This window comes from Gilliamella sp. ESL0254 (assembly GCF_013344985.1).
Classification (GTDB): Bacteria; Pseudomonadota; Gammaproteobacteria; order Enterobacterales; family Orbaceae; genus Gilliamella; species Gilliamella bombicola.
Map to the genome: position 1 here is coordinate 190,413 of NZ_JAAEDU010000001.1, position 22,301 is coordinate 212,713.

At 35.3% G+C, this 22,301-nt stretch carries 20 protein-coding genes; 12 read left to right on the plus strand and 8 right to left on the minus strand.

The genetic code is table 11. The features are described from left to right. The first annotated feature begins 63 nt into the window (after positions 1-63). Both ppiB and GYX25_RS00880 read left to right on the plus strand, forming a co-directional pair. A complete protein-coding gene (gene ppiB / locus GYX25_RS00875; RefSeq protein ID WP_174786463.1) occupies positions 64-555 on the plus strand; it encodes a peptidylprolyl isomerase B in 492 nt (163 codons plus the stop codon). Further along, positions 524-1,297: a UDP-2,3-diacylglucosamine diphosphatase gene (locus GYX25_RS00880; protein WP_174786464.1), complete on the plus strand. Its 774-nt coding sequence runs from the start codon at positions 524-526 to the stop codon at positions 1,295-1,297. Before ppiB ends, GYX25_RS00880 begins: the two co-directional genes overlap by 32 nt. Here GYX25_RS00880 and modC read toward each other — a convergent pair. Genes modC through modA form a run of 3 tightly spaced genes read right to left on the minus strand, consistent with a single transcriptional unit; the run spans position 1,276 to position 3,432 of the window. Further along, on the minus strand, positions 1,276-1,956 hold the full coding sequence (gene modC / locus GYX25_RS00885) for a molybdenum ABC transporter ATP-binding protein (protein ID WP_174786465.1): 681 nt from the start codon (positions 1,954-1,956) through the stop codon (positions 1,276-1,278). The genes GYX25_RS00880 and modC overlap by 22 nt on opposite strands. A 5-nt stretch (positions 1,957-1,961) precedes the next feature. After that, positions 1,962-2,651 carry a molybdate ABC transporter permease subunit gene (gene modB, locus GYX25_RS00890; RefSeq protein ID WP_091347425.1) on the minus strand — a complete coding sequence of 230 codons (690 nt, stop codon included), beginning with the start codon at positions 2,649-2,651 and terminating at the stop codon, positions 1,962-1,964. A gap of 28 nt (positions 2,652-2,679) precedes the next feature. Continuing rightward, the gene (modA, locus tag GYX25_RS00895; protein WP_091347423.1) at positions 2,680-3,432 is read right to left on the minus strand and encodes a molybdate ABC transporter substrate-binding protein; all 753 of its coding nucleotides are present in this window, start codon (positions 3,430-3,432) and stop codon (positions 2,680-2,682) included. Between the two features lie 270 nt (positions 3,433-3,702). Here modA and GYX25_RS00900 point away from each other — a divergent pair, with 270 nt between their 5' ends. The 10 genes from GYX25_RS00900 (at position 3,703) to GYX25_RS00945 (ending at position 16,274) form a co-directional block, all read left to right on the plus strand. Continuing rightward, entirely contained in the window at positions 3,703-4,491 is a 789-nt protein-coding gene (locus tag GYX25_RS00900) for a TOBE domain-containing protein (RefSeq protein ID WP_091347422.1), read from the plus strand. Between the two features lie 15 nt (positions 4,492-4,506). Continuing rightward, positions 4,507-5,970: a molybdate ABC transporter ATP-binding protein ModF gene (modF, locus tag GYX25_RS00905; protein ID WP_174786466.1), complete on the plus strand. Its 1,464-nt coding sequence runs from the start codon at positions 4,507-4,509 to the stop codon at positions 5,968-5,970. 390 nt (positions 5,971-6,360) lie between these two features. Continuing rightward, positions 6,361-8,364: an excinuclease ABC subunit UvrB gene (uvrB, locus tag GYX25_RS00910; protein WP_091347418.1), complete on the plus strand. Its 2,004-nt coding sequence runs from the start codon at positions 6,361-6,363 to the stop codon at positions 8,362-8,364. 25 nt (positions 8,365-8,389) lie between these two features. Continuing rightward, entirely contained in the window at positions 8,390-8,740 is a 351-nt protein-coding gene (locus GYX25_RS00915) for a RidA family protein (protein ID WP_091347416.1), read from the plus strand. Positions 8,741-8,917: 177 nt separating this feature from the next. Further along, a complete protein-coding gene (gene purE, locus GYX25_RS00920) occupies positions 8,918-9,418 on the plus strand; it encodes a 5-(carboxyamino)imidazole ribonucleotide mutase (protein WP_174786467.1) in 501 nt (166 codons plus the stop codon). Between the two features lies 1 nt (position 9,419). After that, positions 9,420-10,490: a 5-(carboxyamino)imidazole ribonucleotide synthase gene (gene purK, locus GYX25_RS00925; RefSeq protein WP_091347412.1), complete on the plus strand. Its 1,071-nt coding sequence runs from the start codon at positions 9,420-9,422 to the stop codon at positions 10,488-10,490. Between the two features lie 48 nt (positions 10,491-10,538). Then, the gene (gene dgt, locus GYX25_RS00930; RefSeq protein WP_174786468.1) at positions 10,539-12,026 is read left to right on the plus strand and encodes a dGTPase; all 1,488 of its coding nucleotides are present in this window, start codon (positions 10,539-10,541) and stop codon (positions 12,024-12,026) included. 267 nt (positions 12,027-12,293) lie between these two features. Then, positions 12,294-12,632, plus strand: a complete 339-nt coding sequence (gene glnK / locus GYX25_RS00935; RefSeq protein WP_091347406.1) for a P-II family nitrogen regulator — start codon at positions 12,294-12,296, stop codon at positions 12,630-12,632. A gap of 21 nt (positions 12,633-12,653) precedes the next feature. Next, on the plus strand, positions 12,654-13,934 hold the full coding sequence (amtB, locus tag GYX25_RS00940) for an ammonium transporter AmtB (RefSeq protein ID WP_091347404.1): 1,281 nt from the start codon (positions 12,654-12,656) through the stop codon (positions 13,932-13,934). A gap of 1,038 nt (positions 13,935-14,972) precedes the next feature. Further along, positions 14,973-16,274: a hypothetical protein gene (locus GYX25_RS00945; RefSeq protein WP_238785927.1), complete on the plus strand. Its 1,302-nt coding sequence runs from the start codon at positions 14,973-14,975 to the stop codon at positions 16,272-16,274. 304 nt (positions 16,275-16,578) lie between these two features. Here the strand turns inward: GYX25_RS00945 and GYX25_RS00950 are convergent, their stop codons facing one another. The 5 genes from GYX25_RS00950 to fdhD all read right to left on the minus strand — a co-directional run bounded on the left by GYX25_RS00950 (position 16,579) and on the right by fdhD (position 22,134). Further along, positions 16,579-17,052: a hypothetical protein gene (locus tag GYX25_RS00950; protein WP_091347400.1), complete on the minus strand. Its 474-nt coding sequence runs from the start codon at positions 17,050-17,052 to the stop codon at positions 16,579-16,581. 756 nt (positions 17,053-17,808) lie between these two features. Further along, positions 17,809-18,744 carry an EamA family transporter gene (locus GYX25_RS00955; RefSeq protein WP_174786470.1) on the minus strand — a complete coding sequence of 312 codons (936 nt, stop codon included), beginning with the start codon at positions 18,742-18,744 and terminating at the stop codon, positions 17,809-17,811. 181 nt (positions 18,745-18,925) lie between these two features. Next, positions 18,926-20,164, minus strand: coding sequence for a nucleoside permease (locus tag GYX25_RS00960; RefSeq protein ID WP_174786471.1), 1,239 nt, complete (start codon positions 20,162-20,164; stop codon positions 18,926-18,928). 57 nt (positions 20,165-20,221) lie between these two features. After that, entirely contained in the window at positions 20,222-21,040 is an 819-nt protein-coding gene (locus GYX25_RS00965; protein ID WP_091347393.1) for a purine-nucleoside phosphorylase, read from the minus strand. Positions 21,041-21,327: 287 nt separating this feature from the next. Then, on the minus strand, positions 21,328-22,134 hold the full coding sequence (fdhD, locus tag GYX25_RS00970; protein WP_174786472.1) for a formate dehydrogenase accessory sulfurtransferase FdhD: 807 nt from the start codon (positions 22,132-22,134) through the stop codon (positions 21,328-21,330). Between the last annotated feature and the right edge of the window lie 167 nt (positions 22,135-22,301).

The window sequence follows — 22,301 nt, forward strand, 5'->3', positions numbered from 1 at the left end:
TCAAATTGATTAAAGCTTACTTTTGCTCGAAATATGTATATTAAATAAAAAAAGGAATCTGTTATGATTATATTTCACACTAATTTAGGTGATATTAAAATCAAAACTTTTGACGATAAGGCGCCAGAAACCGTTAAAAATTTTGTTGAATATTGCAAAGACGGTTTTTACAACAACACAATCTTCCATCGTGTTATTAATAATTTCATGATTCAAGGTGGCGGGTTTGAACCCGGTATGAAACAGAAAAAAACAAAATCACCAATAAAAAATGAAGCAGATAACGGACTAAAAAATGATCGTGGCACTTTAGCGATGGCACGAACATCTGATCCACACTCTGCGACTGCACAATTTTTTATCAACGTAGTGGATAATGATTATCTTAACTTCCGCTCTGCTGATGTTAATGGTTATGGCTATTGTGTTTTTGCACAAGTCGTCGAAGGGCTAGACGTTGTTGATAAAATCAAAGTCGTTAAAACAGGGCGTAGCGGTATGCATTCAGATGTTCCTGTGGAAGATGTCATTATTACGAGTGTTACGGTTGAATAATCCTGTTCGTTATTTTATCGCTGATATTCATCTAGCCGATAATGAGCCTGATGGTTATATGGGTATAACCGCAGGCTTTTTGTCTTTTTTACATACTCTCCCCGATAATTGTGAACTTTACATTTTAGGTGATTTGTTTGACTATTGGGTAGGGGATGATGTGAGAACAAACTTACATTGCCAAGTTGCGCAGGCATTACAAGCTCTATCACAACGTAATATCAAAAAATATTTTGTGCATGGCAACCGCGATTTTTTGTTAGGGAAAAAGTACGCTAAGCAGAGCGATATGATTTTATTGCCCGAAATTAACTGCTTGCCCAATCAAGAAAAAAATATTGTTTTTTTACATGGCGATTTATTATGTATTGACGATCTTCAATATCAAAAATTTCGAAAAGCTATGCATAATAGATGGTTACAAAAACTGTTTTTATTACTTCCGCGCTTTGTTCGGCTTAAAATTGCAGCTAAGTTGAGGCAAAAAAGTAGTCTGCATAATCAGACTAAATCTGAATTTATTATGGATGTAAATCAACAAGCGGTAGTGGAAGTGATGATAGAACACAATGCAGATATTATGGTGCATGGTCATACTCACAAACCTGCAACACACCATTTTCAAATTGAAGGCAACCGTGCAACTCGTATAGTGCTGGGGGCATGGCATGATGGCGTGACATATATCAAACAAGAACAAAATAGTAATACTTTAGCTCTTTATAACCATTCTTTTAAATAATCACTTTGTAAAACATGCTCGACTTTACCAAACTCAATCAGCTTGCCTTGATCTAAAATTGCTACATTATTGGCTATCTTTTTAACTTCATTAATATTATGTGTTACATAAATAATCGGTATATTTAACTCATTGGCTAACTTATCGATATATGTTAATAGCTCTTTTTTTCTGGGCATATCAAGGGCGGAAAGCGGCTCGTCCATCAATAGTAATAAAGGATTGGTTAATAGTGCTCGACCGATTGCCACCCGCTGTTTTTCGCCACCAGATAGCATTGCTGGATAGCGATTTAATAATGAGTGGATATTAAGTACATTCACGATTTCGTCAAATTTTGAAGAATTGAAGTTGTTAGCACCATAAGTTAGATTTTTAATCACTTTATAATGAGGGAAAAGTAATGCATCTTGAAAAACGGTACCAATCTGACGTTTTTCAGGATCGATAAAAAGGTTCTTATCACAATCAACCAGTGATGTGTTATTGAGTTTGATATAACCTTGGTCGGGTTTAATTAATCCATTAATAAGGTTGATTAGCGTTGATTTCCCCGATCCTGAAACGCCTAAAATAGCGGTAATGCCTTGGCAATCTATATCATGATTGAATCGGAAAGAAAATGAAGCCAATTGTTTGCTAACCTGTATTTTTAACATAGTGATTATCCTGCTAGCTTCCTCTTATGCCATCGATTTAACAATTCTGATAAAAAAAGTGAAATGATCGACAGTACAATTGAAATGATACACAGTCGTAAGGCACTGTGTTCACCATCGGGGATTTGTAGCATCGTGTACATTGCGAGTGGTAAGGTCCGAGTTTCACCTTGAATATTTGATACAAATGTAATTGTTGCACCGAATTCTCCTAAACAACGAGCAAAGCTTAGCACGATTCCCATTAAAATACCCGGAAAGGCTAAAGGTAAAGTGATAGTTAGAAATACTCGCCATTTATGGGCACCAAGAGTGCGAGCCACATGTTCAAGTCGTATATCAATCGATTCAATGGCTAAGCGAATAGAACGTACCATGAGTGGAAATGCAACCACTGCTGAAGCTAAAGCTGCACCTTGCCAATTAAAACTAAAACTGATATTTAAATTTTGAGTTAACCACTCACCAATCACACCTCGTCGACCCATGGTTATTAACAATACATAACCTAATACTACCGGTGGCAAAACAAGAGGAAGATGCACAATGCTATCAAATAACGGTTTACCCCAAAATTGACAGCGAGCCAATATCCAAGCGGTTAAAATACCTATTGGTAAACTAAAGCCAATGGCTGCAGTGGCTATTTTTAAACTAAGTAGTAAAGTTTGCCATTCAAATTCGGTTAATAACATATTTGTATCAAATCACTCACTTGTTAAGTTACTTTGTTATAAATCCATATTTTTCAAAAATGGCTTTAGCTTGTGGTGAGTTTAAATATTGATAAAAGTCACTTGCTTTTAAGTTTAATAACGTGATTGGGTATTCAATAGACCTAAATGTATCTGCAGGGAAAGCCCCTACAATTTTCACTTTATCGCTTACTTTGGCATCGGTGCTGTAGACAATGCCAAGGGCGGCTTCGTTACGCTCAACTAACATCAGAGCGTCCCTCACATTGCTCGCAGGGGCAAATTGTGGTGATAATTTGTCAAATACGCCTAAATTAGTGAGTGATTCTTTTGCATAAAGCCCCGCGGGAACGTGATCTGGATCACCAATGGCAATTCTTTCGTCTTTAGGTAAAATCGCTTGCCAATTGGTATTGTTATTGATTAAAACGTTATCTAATGGTGAACTTTTTGGGGCAATAAGAACTAATGCATTTTTTAATAGGTCTTGTTTATTTTTCGCTATATTATGCTCAATAAGGTAAGTCATCCATTTTTGATCAGCTGACATAAAAATATCGGCAGGTGCACCTTGTTCAATTTGTTTTGCTAATACTGATGATGAAGCAAAAGAAAACACAATATCCACGTCTTTATGTTCAGCTTTATAAGCGGTAGCGACATCTTGCATTGCATTTGTCAATGAGGCAGCGGCAAATACAGTTATTTTTTCAGCAGCTGATGCAGAAAAGGTCATCGCCATCAGTACTATAGCCCCAAGAATTCCAATCAATTTTTTCATTTTTTCCTCACAATAAAAGTAGGTTAATTTGGGTTATCAATATTGTTAAAATACTCGGTTGTAATGGAACATTTCCATTAACCACTTAATCGCTATATAAAAAAAAACATATCGATATTAGCAAAATTTATTCATAAAGTACAATTAAATAAATGTCATCAAACAATCAATGATGTTTTTAACTTGTTTTGAATGAATATAAAAAAGCGTCTACAATAAACGCTCTTATCTCCTCCAAATTGATTAGTTGGTTCTTCATGGTGTTAAATTATGTTTTCTCCTGAAATTTTATTGACATTGAATATTCAGCAACAGTTATTTACTGATCCACGGCGTATTGCATTGTTAAAAGCAATTGAACAAACTGGATCATTAAGTCAGGCTGCCAAGCAAATTGGCGTTAGTTATAAAACAGCGTGGGATGCTATCAATGAAATTAACAAATTAGCACCTAATCCTTTTTTAATTACCGCAATTGGTGGCAAAAATGGTGGGGGCACAAAGCTCAGTCCTTATGCTGTTAGATTCATTCAACTTTATGATCTATTAACTCAGTTGCAACAAAATGCATTTAACATACTGAGTGATGACAAAGTCCCATTAGATGATATTTTAAAAGCCACTGCAAGATTGTCATTGCAGACTAGTGCCCGAAATCAATTATATGGCACAGTTAAGCAGATTCACACAAGTGATGTTGCTGGTTTTATTACTGTACTGCTCAGTGATAACCAAACTGAGTTAACAGCGTACATTACTCAGCCAAGTATTGGACGGTTAAAGTTGAGTACTGATAAAACAGTCTTGTTGTTAATTAAAGCCCCGTTGATTGAATGGGTAAATACAAAAGAGAATGCGAATGAGAATCTCTTGTCGGTTACAGTTGAAAAGATCACAACAGATGAAAAATGGAGTGAAATTGCTTTTTCATTATCTTCTGGCATTGTGCTTTACGCTAGCAAATTAGCTAAAGAAGTTGAGCAAGCTGCTCTAACTGTAGGTAAACAAACTAAGTTATGTATTAATCCACAACATATTATTGTTGCAACATTAGTTTAGCAATATGAGGTTATCATGCTACAAATAGAAAACGCACAGTTTAAAATTAGTGATTACCAAGTTTTTATCATTGAATCGTTGGCAATCAAGCAAGGGGGGCATGTCGCTTTTGTGGGGCGTAATGGTAGTGGTAAATCTATACTAGTTAAAGCGTTGGCAGGTGAGCAAACATTATTATCAGGTAACGTTATCAATCAATTTAAATCTATAGCTCATATATCGTTTGAACAACTACAAAAACTGATTGATGATGAATGGAAGCGTAATAATACAGATATGCTAAGCGAAAGTGAAAATGATACTGGATTAACCACTGAGCAAATTATTCAAGAAAATAATTTTAATCAAGTGCTTTGTCAACAATTAGCAACACAATTGGGAATTAAACACCTATTAACCAAACGCTTTAAATATTTATCAACCGGTGAAACTCGCAAAGCCTTAATCTGCCGAGTTTTGATGCAGCAGCCTGATTTTCTGATATTAGATGAGCCTTTTGATGGTTTAGACGTGGCATCTCGTGCAAATTTAGCACAAATACTTGCGGACCTTGCTAAGCAGGGTATCACTATTGTCCTTGTTTTAAATCGATTTAATGAAATTCCTGATTTTATCGAAAATGTTGGTATATTAGCTGATTGCCAACTATTGAAAATTGATACGAAGAGTACAATATTAAACGATGCAACAGTTAAGCAATTAGCAGATTTGGAAAATATACCCAATATGCCATTACCAGAAGCTGATGAATCACCAACACGATTAGCAGATCAATTAGATCGAGTCACATTAAATAATTGCTATGTTTATTATGATGATAAAGCAATAATTAATGGATTAACATGGCAAGTAAAGGCCAAACAAAATTGGCACATTGTTGGTCCTAATGGTGCAGGGAAATCAACATTATTAAGTTTAATTACTGGTGATCACCCGCAAGGGTATAGCAATGACCTTACTTTATTTGGTCGTAAACGTGGCTCAGGTGAAACGATTTGGGATATTAAACGCCATATTGGTTATGTCAGTAGTAGTTTACATTTGGATTACCGCGTTAGTTCTAGCGTTAAAACAGTGTTATTGTCTGGCTATTTTGATTCGATTGGTATCTATCAAACTACCAGTGATAGACAAGCTAAATTAGCTGATGAATGGTTAAAGTTGTTAGGTTTACAAGCGCAAGCGGGCAAACCTTTTCAATCACTCTCTTGGGGGCAACAACGATTAGTTTTGATAGCTAGAGCTTTAGTCAAACATCCGACACTGCTTATTTTAGATGAACCATTGCAAGGGCTAGACCATCTTAATCGAGAATTAGTCAAACGCTGGATAGATCGTTTAATTAGTGAGGGACATACTCAGTTACTCTTTGTGTCTCATCACGCAGAAGATGCGCCTAAATGCATCACTCATCGATTAACTTTTGTTCGTGACTTTGATGATAGCTATCAATATCAATTTGAACAGCTAAACAAGTAGATTAATTAAATCTATTAAAAGAAGTTTAAAAATAGGAAAAACCATCCAAAATAAAAGTTTTTTTTGGACAAAAATTGTCTTGATAATTGAAAAAAGCCTATAGAGGCTATACTTATGAAGTTATCCCCGTTACCTGTGGATAACTCTGTGAGTAGTTTATTAAAAAAAGCGCTAACCTCAGTCAAGAACAGGATTTTTCTTGATTTGATTGTAAGTTAATCATTAAATTGTTTTTTGTTTTTTATCAATATGTTATCGTAAATCAAGTCATGAATTTGTTGTCTTTTTTATTTATAAAAAAGTCAATTGAATGAAAAATAGAAGATTTTAAAAGGTCAAGTCCTTTTGGGGATAATTTTTATTAATAGGTAAAATATTGGTTGTGATGTAATGAAAAAATTTAAATTATGTTCCGAATTTAAGCCTGCCGGTGATCAGCCTGAAGCAATAAGAAAAATTAATCAAAATATTGTAGATGGGATAGCACATCAAACATTGTTGGGCGTAACGGGTTCAGGTAAGACGTTTACTATGGCCAATGTCATTGCTACGCATAACCGCCCAACAATCATTTTAGCGCCCAATAAAACATTGGCAGCTCAGTTGTATGGCGAAATGAAGGCCTTTTTTCCTGAAAATGCGGTTGAGTATTTCGTATCTTATTACGATTACTATCAACCTGAATCCTACGTGCCTTCAACTGATACATTTATTGAAAAAGATGCCTCAATTAATGAGCATATAGAACAGATGCGTCTTTCAGCGACGAAATCGCTCCTCGAACGACGCGATGTTGTGATCGTAGCATCGGTATCGGCAATTTATGGTTTAGGTGCGCCAGAAACTTATATGTCAATGATATTACACTTAACAAAGGGCACCATAACCGATCAGCGCTCAATTTTAACTCGTTTGGCCGAATTACAATACACTCGTAACGAAATAGGTTTTAGCCGTGGTACGTTTCGCGTTCGAGGGGATGTCATCGATATTTTTCCTGCGGACTCAGATGAACTTGCTGTGCGCGTAGAGCTATTTGATGACGAAGTCGATCGTATTGTTATGTTTGATCCTCTGACAGGTAATAGTATCAATGAAGTATCACGGATCACTATCTATCCAAAAACACACTATGTAACGCCAAGAAATATTATGGAAAATGCCATTGCGCAAATTAAACAAGAGCTTAAAGAACGTCAAAAAGTATTGTTAGATAACAATCGTCTACTGGAAGAACAACGTTTAACTCAGCGAACACTCTTTGATATTGAAATGATGACCGAACTGGGTTATTGCTCTGGCATCGAAAATTACTCACGCTTTTTAGCCCAACGTAATCCGGGCGATCCGCCAGCAACGTTATTTGATTACTTGCCTCCAGACGGATTATTATTTATTGATGAATCGCATGTTGCTATTCCACAGATAGGCGCAATGTATAATGGCGATCGTTCGCGAAAACTTAATTTGGTTGAATACGGCTTTCGTTTACCATCAGCACTAGATAACAGGCCTTTAAAGTTTGCAGAATTCGAAAATATTATGCCACAAACCATTTATGTATCAGCAACACCAGCCAAATACGAAATTGAGAAATCAGGTAACGAAATTATTGAACAAGTGGTTAGACCTACCGGACTATTAGATCCTATTATCGAAGTTCGCCCTGTTACAACTCAGGTGGATGATCTATTATCCGAAATCAAAATTCGAATTAACAACGAAGAACGTGTTTTGGTAACTACACTAACTAAACGTATGGCAGAAAATTTAACCGATTATTTGTCGGAACATAATATCAATGTCAAATATTTGCATTCAGATATTAATACGGTTGAAAGAATGGAAATTATCCGAGATTTGCGTTTAGGTAAAGTCGATGTGTTAGTTGGGATTAACTTACTTCGAGAAGGGTTAGATATACCGGAAGTATCGCTAATCGCAATATTAGACGCTGACCGTGAAGGGTTTTTACGTTCAGAAAGCTCGCTAATTCAAACCGTTGGGCGTGCCGCTCGAAACGAGCATGGTAAAGCTATATTATATGCAGATAAAATTACGCCGGCTATGCAAAAAACGATTGATGAGACTGCTCGCCGTCGTCAAAAACAAGAAGACTTTAATGTAGCACATGGCATCACGCCTAAATCAGTACGCAAAGAAATTAAAGATGTATTAGAGGCAGGTTTAAGTACCAAGAAATCAACAGCCAAAGTTCAAGCGTTTGAACCAGGTAAATCGTATCAGTATGTTTCTGTTAAAGATGTACAGGCAAAAGTGAAAGAACTTGAAGCAATGATGTATGAAGCGGCTCAAAATCTTGAATTTGAAAAAGCCGGCGTACTGCGTGATGAAATAAAAAAATTGCGTGCGGATTTTATTAAAGTGTCTTAATGACTCATCTAACAAGGAAAATATGATGACAATAACTCGAATTGATCCCGATGATCGCTGGTCTGAAGCTGTGATTCATAATAATGTGATTTATTACACAAGTGTTCCTACAGAACTTGAAAATGACGCTTATATACAAACCCAAAGTGCATTAGCAGAAATTGATAAACTATTAGCTCGAGCTAACAGCGATAAATTACATATATTGGATGCGACATTATTTTTAGTGAATAAAAGTGACTTTGCTGCAATAAATAAAGCATGGGACGAATGGGTAGCTAAGGGTAGTGCGCCTGTTCGTTGTACTGTGCAAGCTGGACTAATGAAAAAAGAATATCTGATCGAAATTAAAATCGTGGCAGCAGTAAAAAGCTGATGCTTCAATTACCGCCGATACTCTTTACTATTCGGCGGCATTATTTTGATTATGTTTTCCTTCTAACGAATATCAGGAATCTGTATTGTTAATTGATATCTCCCATGACTATCCCCATCAACTAAAATTTAGTGTATACTTTGCGTACATCTTATTTTAATTATTCAAACGTTTGTTATGCACACTCAACCTAAAATTGCCATTGTCATGGGCTCCAAAAGTGATTGGAGCACTATGCTGCATGCCGCCGATATCCTTGATGCATTGACTATTCCTTACCATGTTGAAATCGTTTCAGCACACCGTACACCCGATAAGTTATTTCGTTTTGCTGAAGATGCTAAACAAAAAGGCTATGATGTGATCATCGCTGGCGCTGGCGGTGCAGCTCATTTACCCGGTATGTTAGCCGCTAAAACGCTTGTTCCTGTATTAGGTGTCCCGGTACAAAGTGCCGCATTAAATGGTGTTGATAGTCTTTATTCTATTGTTCAAATGCCTAAGGGCATTCCTGTTGGCACTTTAGCTATAGGTAAATCTGGTGCGGCTAATGCAGCATTACTTGCTGCGCAAATTCTTGCTTTACACGATCAAGATATTTATCAACGCTTATCAACATGGCGATTAACTCAAACTGATGAAGTGTTAAATCACCCAGATCCAAGAGTGGATGCATAATATGAAAACTCAATCTGTTTGTGTATTAGGTAATGGTCAACTAGGGCGAATGCTTAAACAAGCAGGAGAACCGTTAGGTATTAAAGTTTATCCTGTTGGATTAGATGCAGATCCTGCTACTATTCCATATCAACAGTCAGTGATCACAGCCGAAATTGAACGATGGTCAGATACCCCTTTTACGCAAATTTTAGCTAAGCATCCTCATTTTATTAATCGAGATGTTTTTCCGCTTATTGCTGACCGTTTAACTCAAAAACAGCTGTTTGATGAACTTGGATTACCCACAGCTAAATGGTTTACGCTTAATCATTCTCAAGATTGGCCAACTTTATTTACTGATCTGGGGGATCTATTAATTGTTAAACGTCGAACAGGTGGTTATGACGGACGAGGACAATGGCGTATAGCTGTTAGTCATCCAATCACCGTCCCAGATGATATTTATCAAAACGCGATTGTTGAGCAGGCTATTCCATTTGAAAAAGAGATGTCATTAGTGGGGGCGCGTAATGCAAAAGGTGAAACGGTATTTTACCCGCTTACCAATAATTTACACCAAGATGGTATTTTAAAAATGAGCGTTGTGCTACCAAACCAAGTCCCTTTATTGCAAACACAAGCCGAAAAAATGCTATCTGCCATTATGCATAAATTGAATTATATTGGCGTAATGGCAATGGAATGCTTCATTGTTGATGGTAAATTACTAATTAATGAACTTGCTCCACGGGTACATAATAGTGGTCATTGGACACAAAATGGTGCTTCGATAAGCCAATTTGAATTGCATCTTCGTGCCATATTAGATTTACCACTCCCTAAGCCAAATGTTTTTGCACCATCAATTATGGTTAACTTAATTGGTACAGAATTAAATCTTAATTGGCTATCTATCGACTTGGTACATATGCATTGGTACGAAAAAGAAGTCAGAGCAGGGCGTAAAGTAGGGCATTTAAACTTAACTCATAGCCAGTCTAGTCAATTATTAAAAGCGTTAGAAAATCTAATGCCACTATTGCCTAATGATTATCAAAAAAGTATTGAATGGGCAAAGCAAAAATTATAACGATTTAGCAATCTAAACTGATTAAGACGATGAAATTAGAGATAGACCATGATCAACTTTAATCAAAAAATCAATTATCAACGTTATGCTAGCAAACAGCGTGAATCACTATCTGATGAATACTCGATAGTACGTTGTTTTGAAAGTGATCGTGGTCGCATCATTAATTCAGCAGCTATTCGTCGCCTACAACAAAAAACGCAAGTCTTTCCATTAGAACGGAATTCAGTGGTTAGAACGCGGCTTACTCACTCTATGGAAGTGCAACAAGTTGGTCGTTACATTGTCAAAGAAATTATCAATCGCCTTGGCAAAGTAGGAAAATTAAAAAAATATGGACTTGATAACTGCATAATGGCGATCGAAAGTCTAGTTGAAATGGCCTGTTTAATGCACGATATTGGTAATCCTCCATTTGGTCACTTTGGTGAGGCCGCTATCAATAAATGGTTTACACAGCGCTTAGGTCTTGGTAAATCAACAGATTATCCAGCGCTAGAAATCCATGATAACGATGATGACAAAATAAAAGAAATTAAAACCAAAATTCGCCAAGATCTATCAAATTTTGAAGGTAACGCGCAAGCAATTCGTTTAGTTCACTCCATATTACGTCTCAATTTAACTTATTCACAAATTGCCTCGATTCTTAAATATTCTAAACCAGCTTATTGGTCAAATCAGGTGCCCGCTGAATTTTCTTACTTAATGAAAAAACCAGGCTATTATTTATCAGAAGAACCGTTTATTGAGGAACTTTACAAACAGCTTGATATAAAACCATTTCATCGTTATCCATTAACTTACATTATGGAAGCGGCCGATGATATCTCATATTGTATTGCCGATCTTGAAGATGCTGTTGAAAAGAAAATCCTAACAGTAAAACAGCTTTATACTTGTCTGGCAGAAGCATGGGGTCCAATTAAAAAAGGTGATTTGTTTGATACAGTGGTTAAACGCCCTTATGAAAACCTAACACAGAATGAATTTGATGCAATTGGTATCGATCAGTTTTTTATGTATCTGCGAGTCAACACCATAGGTAGATTGGTACCACATGCAGCCGAGCGCGTTATTGAAAATATTGAAGCCATTTATTGTGGCTCGTTTAATCATGCTTTACTTGAAGATAATGGTGCAGAATATAAATTACTTAATATTTTTAAAACAGTTGGTTTTAAACATGTGTTTAATCATGAATCGGTCGAAAATATCGAACTTCAAGGGTACCGAATTATTAGCGGATTGCTTGATATTTATAGTCCACTGCTTGATATGCCTACCGATGATTTTTTAAAATTGGTTGAGGACAAACACCACAAGCATTATCCTATTGAAACGCGCTTATATCACAAATTATCTTCAAAACATTGCGCTGCTTATGAGCAGGCAATTAGCAAACTCAAGTTATATGAAGCAAACTTTGCTTGCATGGAATTTTATTACCGATGTCGCTTACTGCAAGATTATATTAGCGGTATGACTGACCACTTTGCTTATGATGAATATCGTAAACTAATGGTGACATTCTAATTTGCATGACTCCTAATTGAGTATAATTGCTTAGCACTAATAATACACATTGGCACCATATTAGTGCATAGCTAAATGGCAATATATCAAAGCAGACTTTTATTGTTTATCTCTTTAATCAATTAAATTCAATCACTAAGTTTGAATTTTTATAACTGCTCACTTTCATTTCTCTTATCAATTCCGCTTAAATTATGTGAAGTTATCTATTTTTGGCATGATCTTTGCAAGAATCGTATTGTATCTCATATTTATTAGGAGCAATTGATGAAATTAGTTACTGTAGTAATAAAACCTTTCAAATTAGAAGAAGTTCGAGAAGCCTTATCCAATATAGGCATTACAGGATTAACCGTTACCGAAGTCAAAGGATTTGGACGACAAAAAGGTCATGCTGAGCTATATCGTGGCGCCGAATATAATGTCAATTTTCTACCTAAAGTTAAAATTGACTTAGCTATTAGCGACGATCAACTTGACGAAGTCATTAGTACTGTGTCTAAAGCAGCACATACGGGCAAAATTGGTGATGGCAAAATTTTTGTTACCTCACTTGATCATGTGGTACGTATACGTACAGGCGAAACCGATGAATCGGCACTGTAATTTATTGTTAAGGATATAATTATGTTGAAAAAATTTATTTTCTCTTTAGCTTTTTTATTTTCAAGTACTGCTTTTGCTGATGAAGCCGGCATAGTTGATAAAGCTGATAATGGATTTATGATGATCTGTACTGCCTTAGTACTTTTTATGTCTGTTCCTGGTATTGCTTTGTTTTATGGCGGTTTATTACGTTCCAAAAACGTGTTATCAATGTTATCTCAAATCCTTGTAACTTTTTCACTTATTGCCGTGTTATGGATTACTTATGGTTACTCACTCTCTTTTGGTGAAGGAAATTGGTTTTATGGTAACTTTAACAATCTTTTATTAACAGGCATTGGTATTACGGATGTGTCAGGATCAATTTATGAACTCATCTGGGTCGCATTTCAAGGATCATTTGCTTGTATTACCTGCTGTTTAATTCCAGGTGCTTTCGCAGAAAGAATTCGCTTTTCAGCTGTATTAATTTTTATGGTGTTATGGTTTACATTTTCATATATTCCTATGGCTCATATGGTATGGGGGGGCGGAATTTTAGGTGATGAAGGTGCGCTCGATTTTGCCGGTGGTACTGTAGTACATATTAACGCAGCGATTGCTGGAATTGTTGGTGCTTATTTAATTAAAAATCGTCTTGGTTATAATCGTGAACCACTAAAACCATTTAACTTGCCTTATGTCTATCTTGGTGCTGCGATTCTTTATATTGGTTGGTTTGGTTTTAACGCAGGCTCATCAACACATGCTGATGAAATCGCAGGTTTAGCCTTTATTAACACAGTTGCTGCAACTGCAGCTGCGGTTTTAGCATGGACATTAGCCGAATGGTTTTTACGAGGTAAGCCATCATGCCTTGGTTCTGCATCAGGTGTGATAGCGGGATTAGTTGGCGTAACACCTGCTGCCGGCCTTGTTGGTGTTGGCGGTGCGATGTTAATTGGTTTTATTTGTGGATTTGCAGGGGTGTGGGGAGTATCAACACTCAAAAGAATGCTAAAAGTTGATGATACGTGTGACGTATTTGGTGTGCATGGCGTATGTGGTATTGTTGGTTGTATATTGACAGGTATTTTTGCATCAGAGTCTCTTGGGGGAGTTGGCTATACAGAAGGTACCACAATGGTAAGTCAAGTAGGGATCCAATTGATGAGTGTTATTACCTGTGTAATTTGGACTGCTGTGGTGGCTTATATTGCTTATAAAATTGCAGATATTTGTGTTGGCTTAAGGGTGTCAGAAGAGCACGAAAGGGAGGGGCTTGACATCAATAGCCATGGCGAAAGCGCTTTTAATAGTTAATTATCAAGTAAAAACATAATTAATTAATCAGTTACAAATAATAAGCCATTTAAATAAAATAATTTACAGGATTTTAATCCTGTAAATTATCGTTTTGATTCATTATTGCTAAAAACAGCTTTTTTTAGTTTTTCCAAAGTATAATGTTATTATTTAAGACAACGGTATTACCAGAACAATATTAACGAAATTACAAAACGATACATGTGTGTGCTATTTAATATTTTGGTGAGGATGACTGATTATTTTTTATTTTAAACGTTTATATGCGGAAAAATGCCGGGTTATTAACACTTGATAATCAAAATACCCTTCTAAAAACATCATAAGATGTTTTACCGAAAATCGCTTAAGCTTTGGTTTTCTATCTTTTGATATCTTCTAATATTTGCTGATTATGCCACATTTCTATTAAAGTGAGTATCACACTTTTTCGGTTTTCCCATTAGTATGTGGGCTATGTGGTCTAGTGAATTTCTAGTTTACCCGATTGGTTGTTATCTGCTTTAACAAATAGATATTTGCCTGTGTCTTGATATTCACGTCTGTTATCTGAATAAATACTCTTTAGTTCGGTTTTTATGTATATTTATTACAGTAGTTTCTCAAATTACTACAAACAACGCGAGTAATTCCTATATAAAGTATTTAAAAATGTTTGTTATTTTATTTTAAATTTTATTTAAAAAATTTTTATATAAAAAGGTAGATAAATTTTTTTTTAACGTTATACTGCCGTGGATTCGTATAATTAAAACTTAATTGGTTAAAAAACGAATATAAAAACGATTTATCAGGAAAAAACTTGAAATATAGGATATTATGCAGTACAACTTTTTTTATCAAATTTGGCAATATTATGTTTTAAATGTTTCTAAATACCTATCAGGCATTATTTATACCGCCCACTTATTTAATAAACATACACAAAATTGTCGTAAATACTTTTTAATAAATGTTAACAAGTGGCTATGTTTTGAACTAAAGCCGCGATTACAATTATATAAATGCTCAAAATCTTACTTATTTATCTTGACCATGCCATTGTTATTGTCATATCCATTAAATACACAAGCGTTATCGGCTACTACAACAAATATAATTCAAGGTTCAGCACCGTATTTAACATTTGATGGAGGTAAAACTAAGGCTACCACGACGGAAGAGCTATTAAGTATCACTTTATCAGATGGCACCACTATCACGCCAGCAACAAATACTTCAACCGCGACCGATCCCATAGCCTTACCTAATGAAGGCGAGACCTTGGCTAATGTTGGCATGTTTATACCAACATCAACAGACTCAATAGAATTAAAGGAACTAATTAATGGCTCCTATAACTTCTGGAGTGATGATGATGGTGATGGACAGGGAGAAAATGGTTTAACCGCTACAGGTAGCTTAAGTATTAGCTTCACAGATAGGCATAACCAAAGAGTTAGTCGCAATCATGTCTTAGATATTTGCGGAGCACCTTATAAAGTGGTGTTAAGCAATACCAATGGTATGTTAATGACACAGTACGGTGTACCTAATAGCAGCACTTTCGGCGCGGGTTCTGTCAGTTACTTCATTACTCCAATCTTAACGCCTAAAGTCTGTTATATTAAGGCGGGGGATCTAAGGTTAGACGTAAATCAATTCGCTGGTCCAGAAGGTATGTGGAATCCAAGTAAAGGCTTTACCTCATCTGGTGAATTCCCTACTACTGGTAGTAATGGTTTATTCTTTGATTTATATATAGAGGGTAGTGGTCCACTAACTTGGCCAACTGTCAATAATGCAGGTATAACTGTCAACATGAAGTCCAATGCGACAGGCAGCAGTGTGCGAATTACACTAACCGGTCCAACGGCGAATGGAAATCGAAACTCAATTAGCAAACCAAACTTACCTCAGACATTCGAATTAGTTGGTTACGATCGCAGTGGTAAATCAGTGATCAAATATGGATTTGTATTACAAAAGTGGTTTATCAATCGTGGAGACAGATTTTCTTTACTCTCTTCACATGAAAACTGGTGTAAGAAATTAGGTTATAGGCTTATACAGGTTAAAGATGTCACCAACGCAAATTGTACTGGCCTGCACAGCAGTTGTCAAAGCGCTAAACCATCATCGGTTGGAAACCATTACCATCGTCGAATTGGTGGAGGGCTGCTTAGCGAGTGGGGTTACGCGATGGAATACATGGATTTAGTTGGTCTACCCTCAGATAATGCGTACTGGACAAGCGATGTAGTTGCAGGTAGCCAGCTTGTTGTCACCGCGGTTGGAGGTCAGGTTAAAACTAGAAAAACTAACGAAACTGCGTACGGAATGTGTGTCTATCCTTAAATTTTAGTGTTTAATCCTTAAACCTCAGAAAGATCATATATATTTAAATTAAATAGACAAAGACAGGTTGCCCCAGCATGAGAGGGCAACCGAGTTGGCAACATTGGTAGGTAATGTGCTTTTCATGCAAAAATACTACCATTGCCCCCTTGGAGGGTCATCATGAAAGGCCAACTATTGTTGATAACTATAATATCTCCTTAAGCTCTATTGATATCTAGCATCCAAGTATAGATTCCAAATTCAATTAATACTGTGATGTTTGTCATTACTTTTGAGATATAAATTTTTGTTGTTGTTCAATTTAATCATCCCAAAGCATAATGGCATTATCTTCAGTTAAGATTAAAGGTGGAGCAAAAAGGTACTCTTTTACTTTAGTCGGTAAAAATTGCATATCATTAAAATTAAATTGTAATTCAGGATAAACATTAGCGATTTCTTTTATCCGAGTATTTAGTAATTCCTTTATTTTATTTGACTCTTTAGCAATGGCGAGGTCATCTTTGAGCATGCCAATTTGTTTTTTATGATGTTCTGATTCAAATATTTCGTGAAAAACAAAAGAAAACTCACCTTTATTGACCCTATTGCCATCGTGATACTCTCTATATTCAGAATGATGTAATTTAAGTTCCTTAACACGCAAAGCAATAATCTCATCAATATGATCAGTATAATAATTTAATGTTGGATCTAAATAAGCTAGTGTTCTATGCTCAGGTATTGAATCATTACTATGTACTAAGGTAAATAAAGGTTTTTTATATGTCTTCATTCTGTAACTTCCTTTTTAATTAGGATAAAAAGGTAACAAGATCATTCAATAACGAAAATCGATTGTTACTTTTTATGTAAAATATTTCAGGTTAACATAATGCTTAAATATAAAAATAAACAAAATTTCAAATATTTAATGATCTTTACTATTAGATATTTAAATTAATGAATTTAAATTTAAAAGCACAAAAGCTTAACAAATAAAACACCATTAGAAACTGCTACTATCGGGAAAACGGTTAGACTGAAACAAATAGTCTTATTTACTTGTAAGCCTTATTTAAAGGCTAATTACGAAGTGTGATCAATACGACAAAACACTTATACTAGAATAAAATATCTCAATAAACGAATGGCTGGATATTTAAAGCAGTCAATGAATACCATTTAACAAAAGCCACTCCCTTATAAGACAAATTTTATTTTGGAGAGTTCAATAATTTTGCTAGATTTAACCTTTTGGTTCAAGATATATTTTTAAAATGTTACCAACAAATACGCCATAGCGGTGAAAAATCTACCATAATAAATTTTAACCTATTTGACTATTAAAGCTATTAAACGCAAGATGGCTAATCAAATTCCTTATTTTGATTAAACGAGCAATATTAGTAAGCTTGATAATCAGGTTATAGATATAGTGATGATTGACTCGATTTTCAATACCTTTCGGTATTTTTATTTTATTATTTTGTAATTTGCTCATATTAGCAAATTAACAGGCAGGATTTTTGCCCTGCCCAATAACCTAAAATCAGTCGTATTTTTTGATATGCATTAAGTTCGGCAAAGCAATTGCCAATAGAATAATACCGACCCCAATCCATTGATTAAAATGGACCGATTCTTGCAAATAAAAATATGAACAAGTCACTGCGACAGGTAGTTCTGCTGCTGATAATATAGCACTTAATGAAATTCCGATTCTAGGGATCCCCACTGAAAATAAAAAAGGAGGCAGTACAGTTCCAAGTAACGCTAATAAAAATCCTAATTGGTATAGCTTATCGCTAATATCAAGTTTGAAGAAAAACAAAGGTGGAAAAATTAAAAACGTAATAATACATGCGCCAGTAATCATCAACGCACTTTTTTCGAGTTTAGGTAGCTCATTACCAATATTGCTGCTAGTGCTGATAAACAGCGAATACATCAGCGCTGCTAAAAAACCAAAAAAACAACCTGTCAAATTTAAGTTAATATCTTGATTAAATACACCTGCGGCTAAGCTACTACCCAAAATAATTACAATAACGGCTACTAGCTGAATTATGCTAGGTTTGTTTTTAAAAATAACAAAATCAATAATGACGCTAATCCACAAATATTGCATTAATAAAATAATGGCAATTGACGCTGGCACTAGTTGTACACATTGGTAATAACAGATGCCTACCAAGCCAGGAAAAAGACCAACGGCACAAACTTTCCATTTTTTTGTTGATTGCATTTTTTTTGCGCTCGTTGTTGCTGATGATGTATTAGTTGGTGTTGAATGTTTGGGTTTGTGTATTGTTTTAACGATAAAGTGAATACTCCACAGCATTAACATTCCCAAAAAACATTGGATACCCGTCACTTCACCTAAGGAATAGCCGGCTTTATACGCAGTTTTCACAATAGAGGAGAGCACGCCAAAACTACATGCTCCTAAAAAAACCAGAAAACCACCCAAAAATTTATATTGCATATTTAAATCTCATCAAACTAAAAAATATTGTAAAAAACAAAAAACAAAAAACAATAAAAACCCTCAGGGGCGATTGTTTTTCAATCTCCCCAGCGGATTTTTAATAAATTAAATGAAAAAATGAATTAAAATAACATGATAAATAATATTTTAAAATTCATTAATCTGAATAGATAAATGGTTAGATATCAGATTGGTTTTTAGTATGTTCATAATTAAATGAATAATAAAAAACAACACCAATTACGAGCGCATAAGATGCAAAAATTAACCAAATTGTTTGCCAATCTTTAGTCCCCTCGTGTGTACACATATTAACCACAACACCACTTAAAATCGAACCAAAATAAGCGCCAATACCATTGGACATTGTCATAAACAGCCCTTGAGCACTAGCACGAATATCAGCGTTGACCTCTTTTTCAATAAAAATAGATCCTGAAATATTAAAGAAGTCAAATGCGCACCCATAGACAATCATTGAAAGCATTAATAGCACAAATCCAAAAGGTGTTGGATCGCCAAATGCAAACAAACCAAATCTAAGTGTCCAAGCAATTAAGCTTATCATTATGACTTTTTTGATGCCAAATTTTTTGAGAAAAAATGGGATAGTCAAGATAAAAGCGACTTCAGCCATTTGCGAAACAGATAATAAGATAGCAGGGTATTGCACAATCAAACTATCTTTAAACTCTGGAATTTTAGCAAAATCATGTAAGAAAGTGCTACCGAAAGTATTGGTAATTTGTAATATTGCACCAAGTAACATAGCAAAAAGAAAAAATACCGCCATGACCGGTTTTTTGAATAACACAAAAGCATCTAGCCCTAAATAAGAAATCCAAGTCTGTTTTTGACTTTTAGATACAGCAATATTGGGTAATGTTGCACTATAAATCACAAGTAAAACCGAAGCAGCGCAGGCAACATAAAGCTGAGCATTGCTCAACTCGAATTTGCATAAACTAACAGTCCACATAGCGATGATAAAGCCTACTGTACCAAATACTCGTATTTTAGGAAAAACAGCGACAGTATCTAAGTTTGCCTTATCTAAACAGTGATAACTAATTGAGTTAGATAAGGAAATAGTTGGCATAAATGCTAACGCATTACCTAACATCACCCAAAATAAAATGGCTGGATCAGTGACCGATGCGGCATAAAAAAGCGCAATAGCACAAACAGAATGGCAAAATAGATAAAGGTATTTAGCTTGTAAAAATTTATCGGCAATGATGCCAATAATAAATGGTGTAATTAATGCGGCTAAACCTTTAGTACTAAAAATCATCGATACTTCAATACCTGAAAAGTGTAATGCATTAAATAGATAAGCACCAAAAGTAGTTAGCCAACTTCCCCAAATAAAATATTGGAAAAACATCATTATTTTTAATCTATTTTTTATGTTCATTGTTTATTCCTAAAATAAAGTGAACTTTTTATAGAAAATCAAATATAAAAGTATCACTTAAAAGCGTTCAATCGTTTTTGTTATGAGTTGTAAAAAGGTTGTTTTAACGCGTTCAGCTGTTTCAATGACTTCTTCGTGCCCTAATGGTTGATCTAAAATGCCACAAGCCATATTGGTTAAGCACGAAATACCAATAGTTTTAATGCCTGAATGGTGCGCTATAATTGCTTCCGGTACGGTTGACATACCCACTGCATCGGCACCTAACACGCGAATCATTCTAATTTCAGCAGGTGTTTCATAAGTTGGACCTGTCCACCAAGCATAAACACCTTGTTGTAAGTTAATATTAAGTTCTTTAGCTACATCCATTACGGTTGAACGCAATTGCTTGTTATAAAGTTCACTCACATCTAAAAAACGCACACCTAAATCAGGATTATTTGGTCCAATGAGCGGGTTATTAGCAGTAAGATTGATGTGATCAGTAATGAGCATTAAATCACCCGGTTTAAAACTGGTATTGACTGCACCACATGCATTGGTAATGATTAATTTTTCAACGCCAAGCATTTTCATCACACGAACAGGAAAAGTAACTTGATCTAATGAAAATCCTTCATAATAGTGAAAGCGTCCTTTCATTGCCACGACGGTTTTATCACCACATTTGCCAATAACTAATTCATTGGCATGGCCTACAGCTGCTGATTTGGCAAAATGTGGAATTGTGTCATAAGGGATATGAACCGCATCTTCAAGTGTATCGGCAAAAGGCCCTAAGCCTGAACCTAGAATAATCCCAATAGTTGGTTTTTTGTCCGTGTGTTTTTGAATGTAGTTAACGGCTTGTTGAATATCGGAAGTTTGATGCATGATAGTATCCTTTCAAAAAATTAAATGTTACAAAGTAAAACAGGATGAATAAATAAACAGTTTTAACCGATTAATTAGTTCAGTTAGACAATAAACTTATAAAATAATTAAAAAAAGTAATTTCTGCTATGTGATGTATATTATGAAGATTTTCTCTTAATAAAGAAAGATACGAATTGCGATATCTTAAAATCAATTAAATAATGAGTTTTTTTATTTTTATTATTCAATTTATTAAGTTGAAAATTAATTTGACCAATTAATATAGGGTAATCCTAAAATTGCCATTAAGATAGACGATCATCGCCAGAATAGATTACCCCTTTATCGCCTCTAAAAAATCCCAATAAAGTTAAATGGCACTGTTTAGCCAAATCAACGGCCATTGAGGTTGCTGCCGAAACCGCAAACAAAAATTCCACACCACACTTGGCCGTTTTTTGCACCATTTCGTAGCTGGCACGGCTTGATACCAACACCACACCATGTTGATATTTAGGATTATTTGGCAATTGCATAGCTCTAAAACCAAGCAGTTTATCTAATGCGACATGCCGGCCGATATCTTCAAATCCCGCCATAAACTGTCCTTTCAAATCTAGCCACACAGCCGCATGAGTGCAACCCGTTTGTTGACCCACTTGTTGAACTTGCGATAAGGCATTTAAGCTGTCACTAAAATCCGCTAACTTAATTTGATTTATTCGTGGCAAAGTGGGAATGGCTTGGCAAACTTGATCTATCTGTTCAGTGCCACAGATACCACAACCTGTGCGTCCTGTTAAATTACGGCGTTTTTCTTTCAGTTCACTAAAGCGTCGCGACGAAAGTTCAATCTGGACTTCTATGCCTTTGGGAGTATCAATAACATCAATGCCATAAATATCATTCACCGATTGAATAATATTTTCAGTTAACGAAAATCCAATTGCAAAATAGTGCAAATCTTTTGGGGTAGCCATCATCACAACATGCGAAATTCCGTTATAAATTAACGCAACGGGCTTTTCAATAGCTAGTACATCCACTTGAGCATTTTGCAATTCACTGCCTTTAAATTTGCGTACAAGAATGGATTCAATACCGATCGCCATGATTTGTCTCTTATTAATTGGATTATGTTTACTATAAGCACAAACTCAAACATTGATAAACCTAAAAAACGTTAACGCTTTGTAAGATTCTATCAATAAGTGGTGTGTGCTTAGCCCTAAGTATCTAGCATTATGGTAAAATAGCTAACTATAATCAATTAATAATT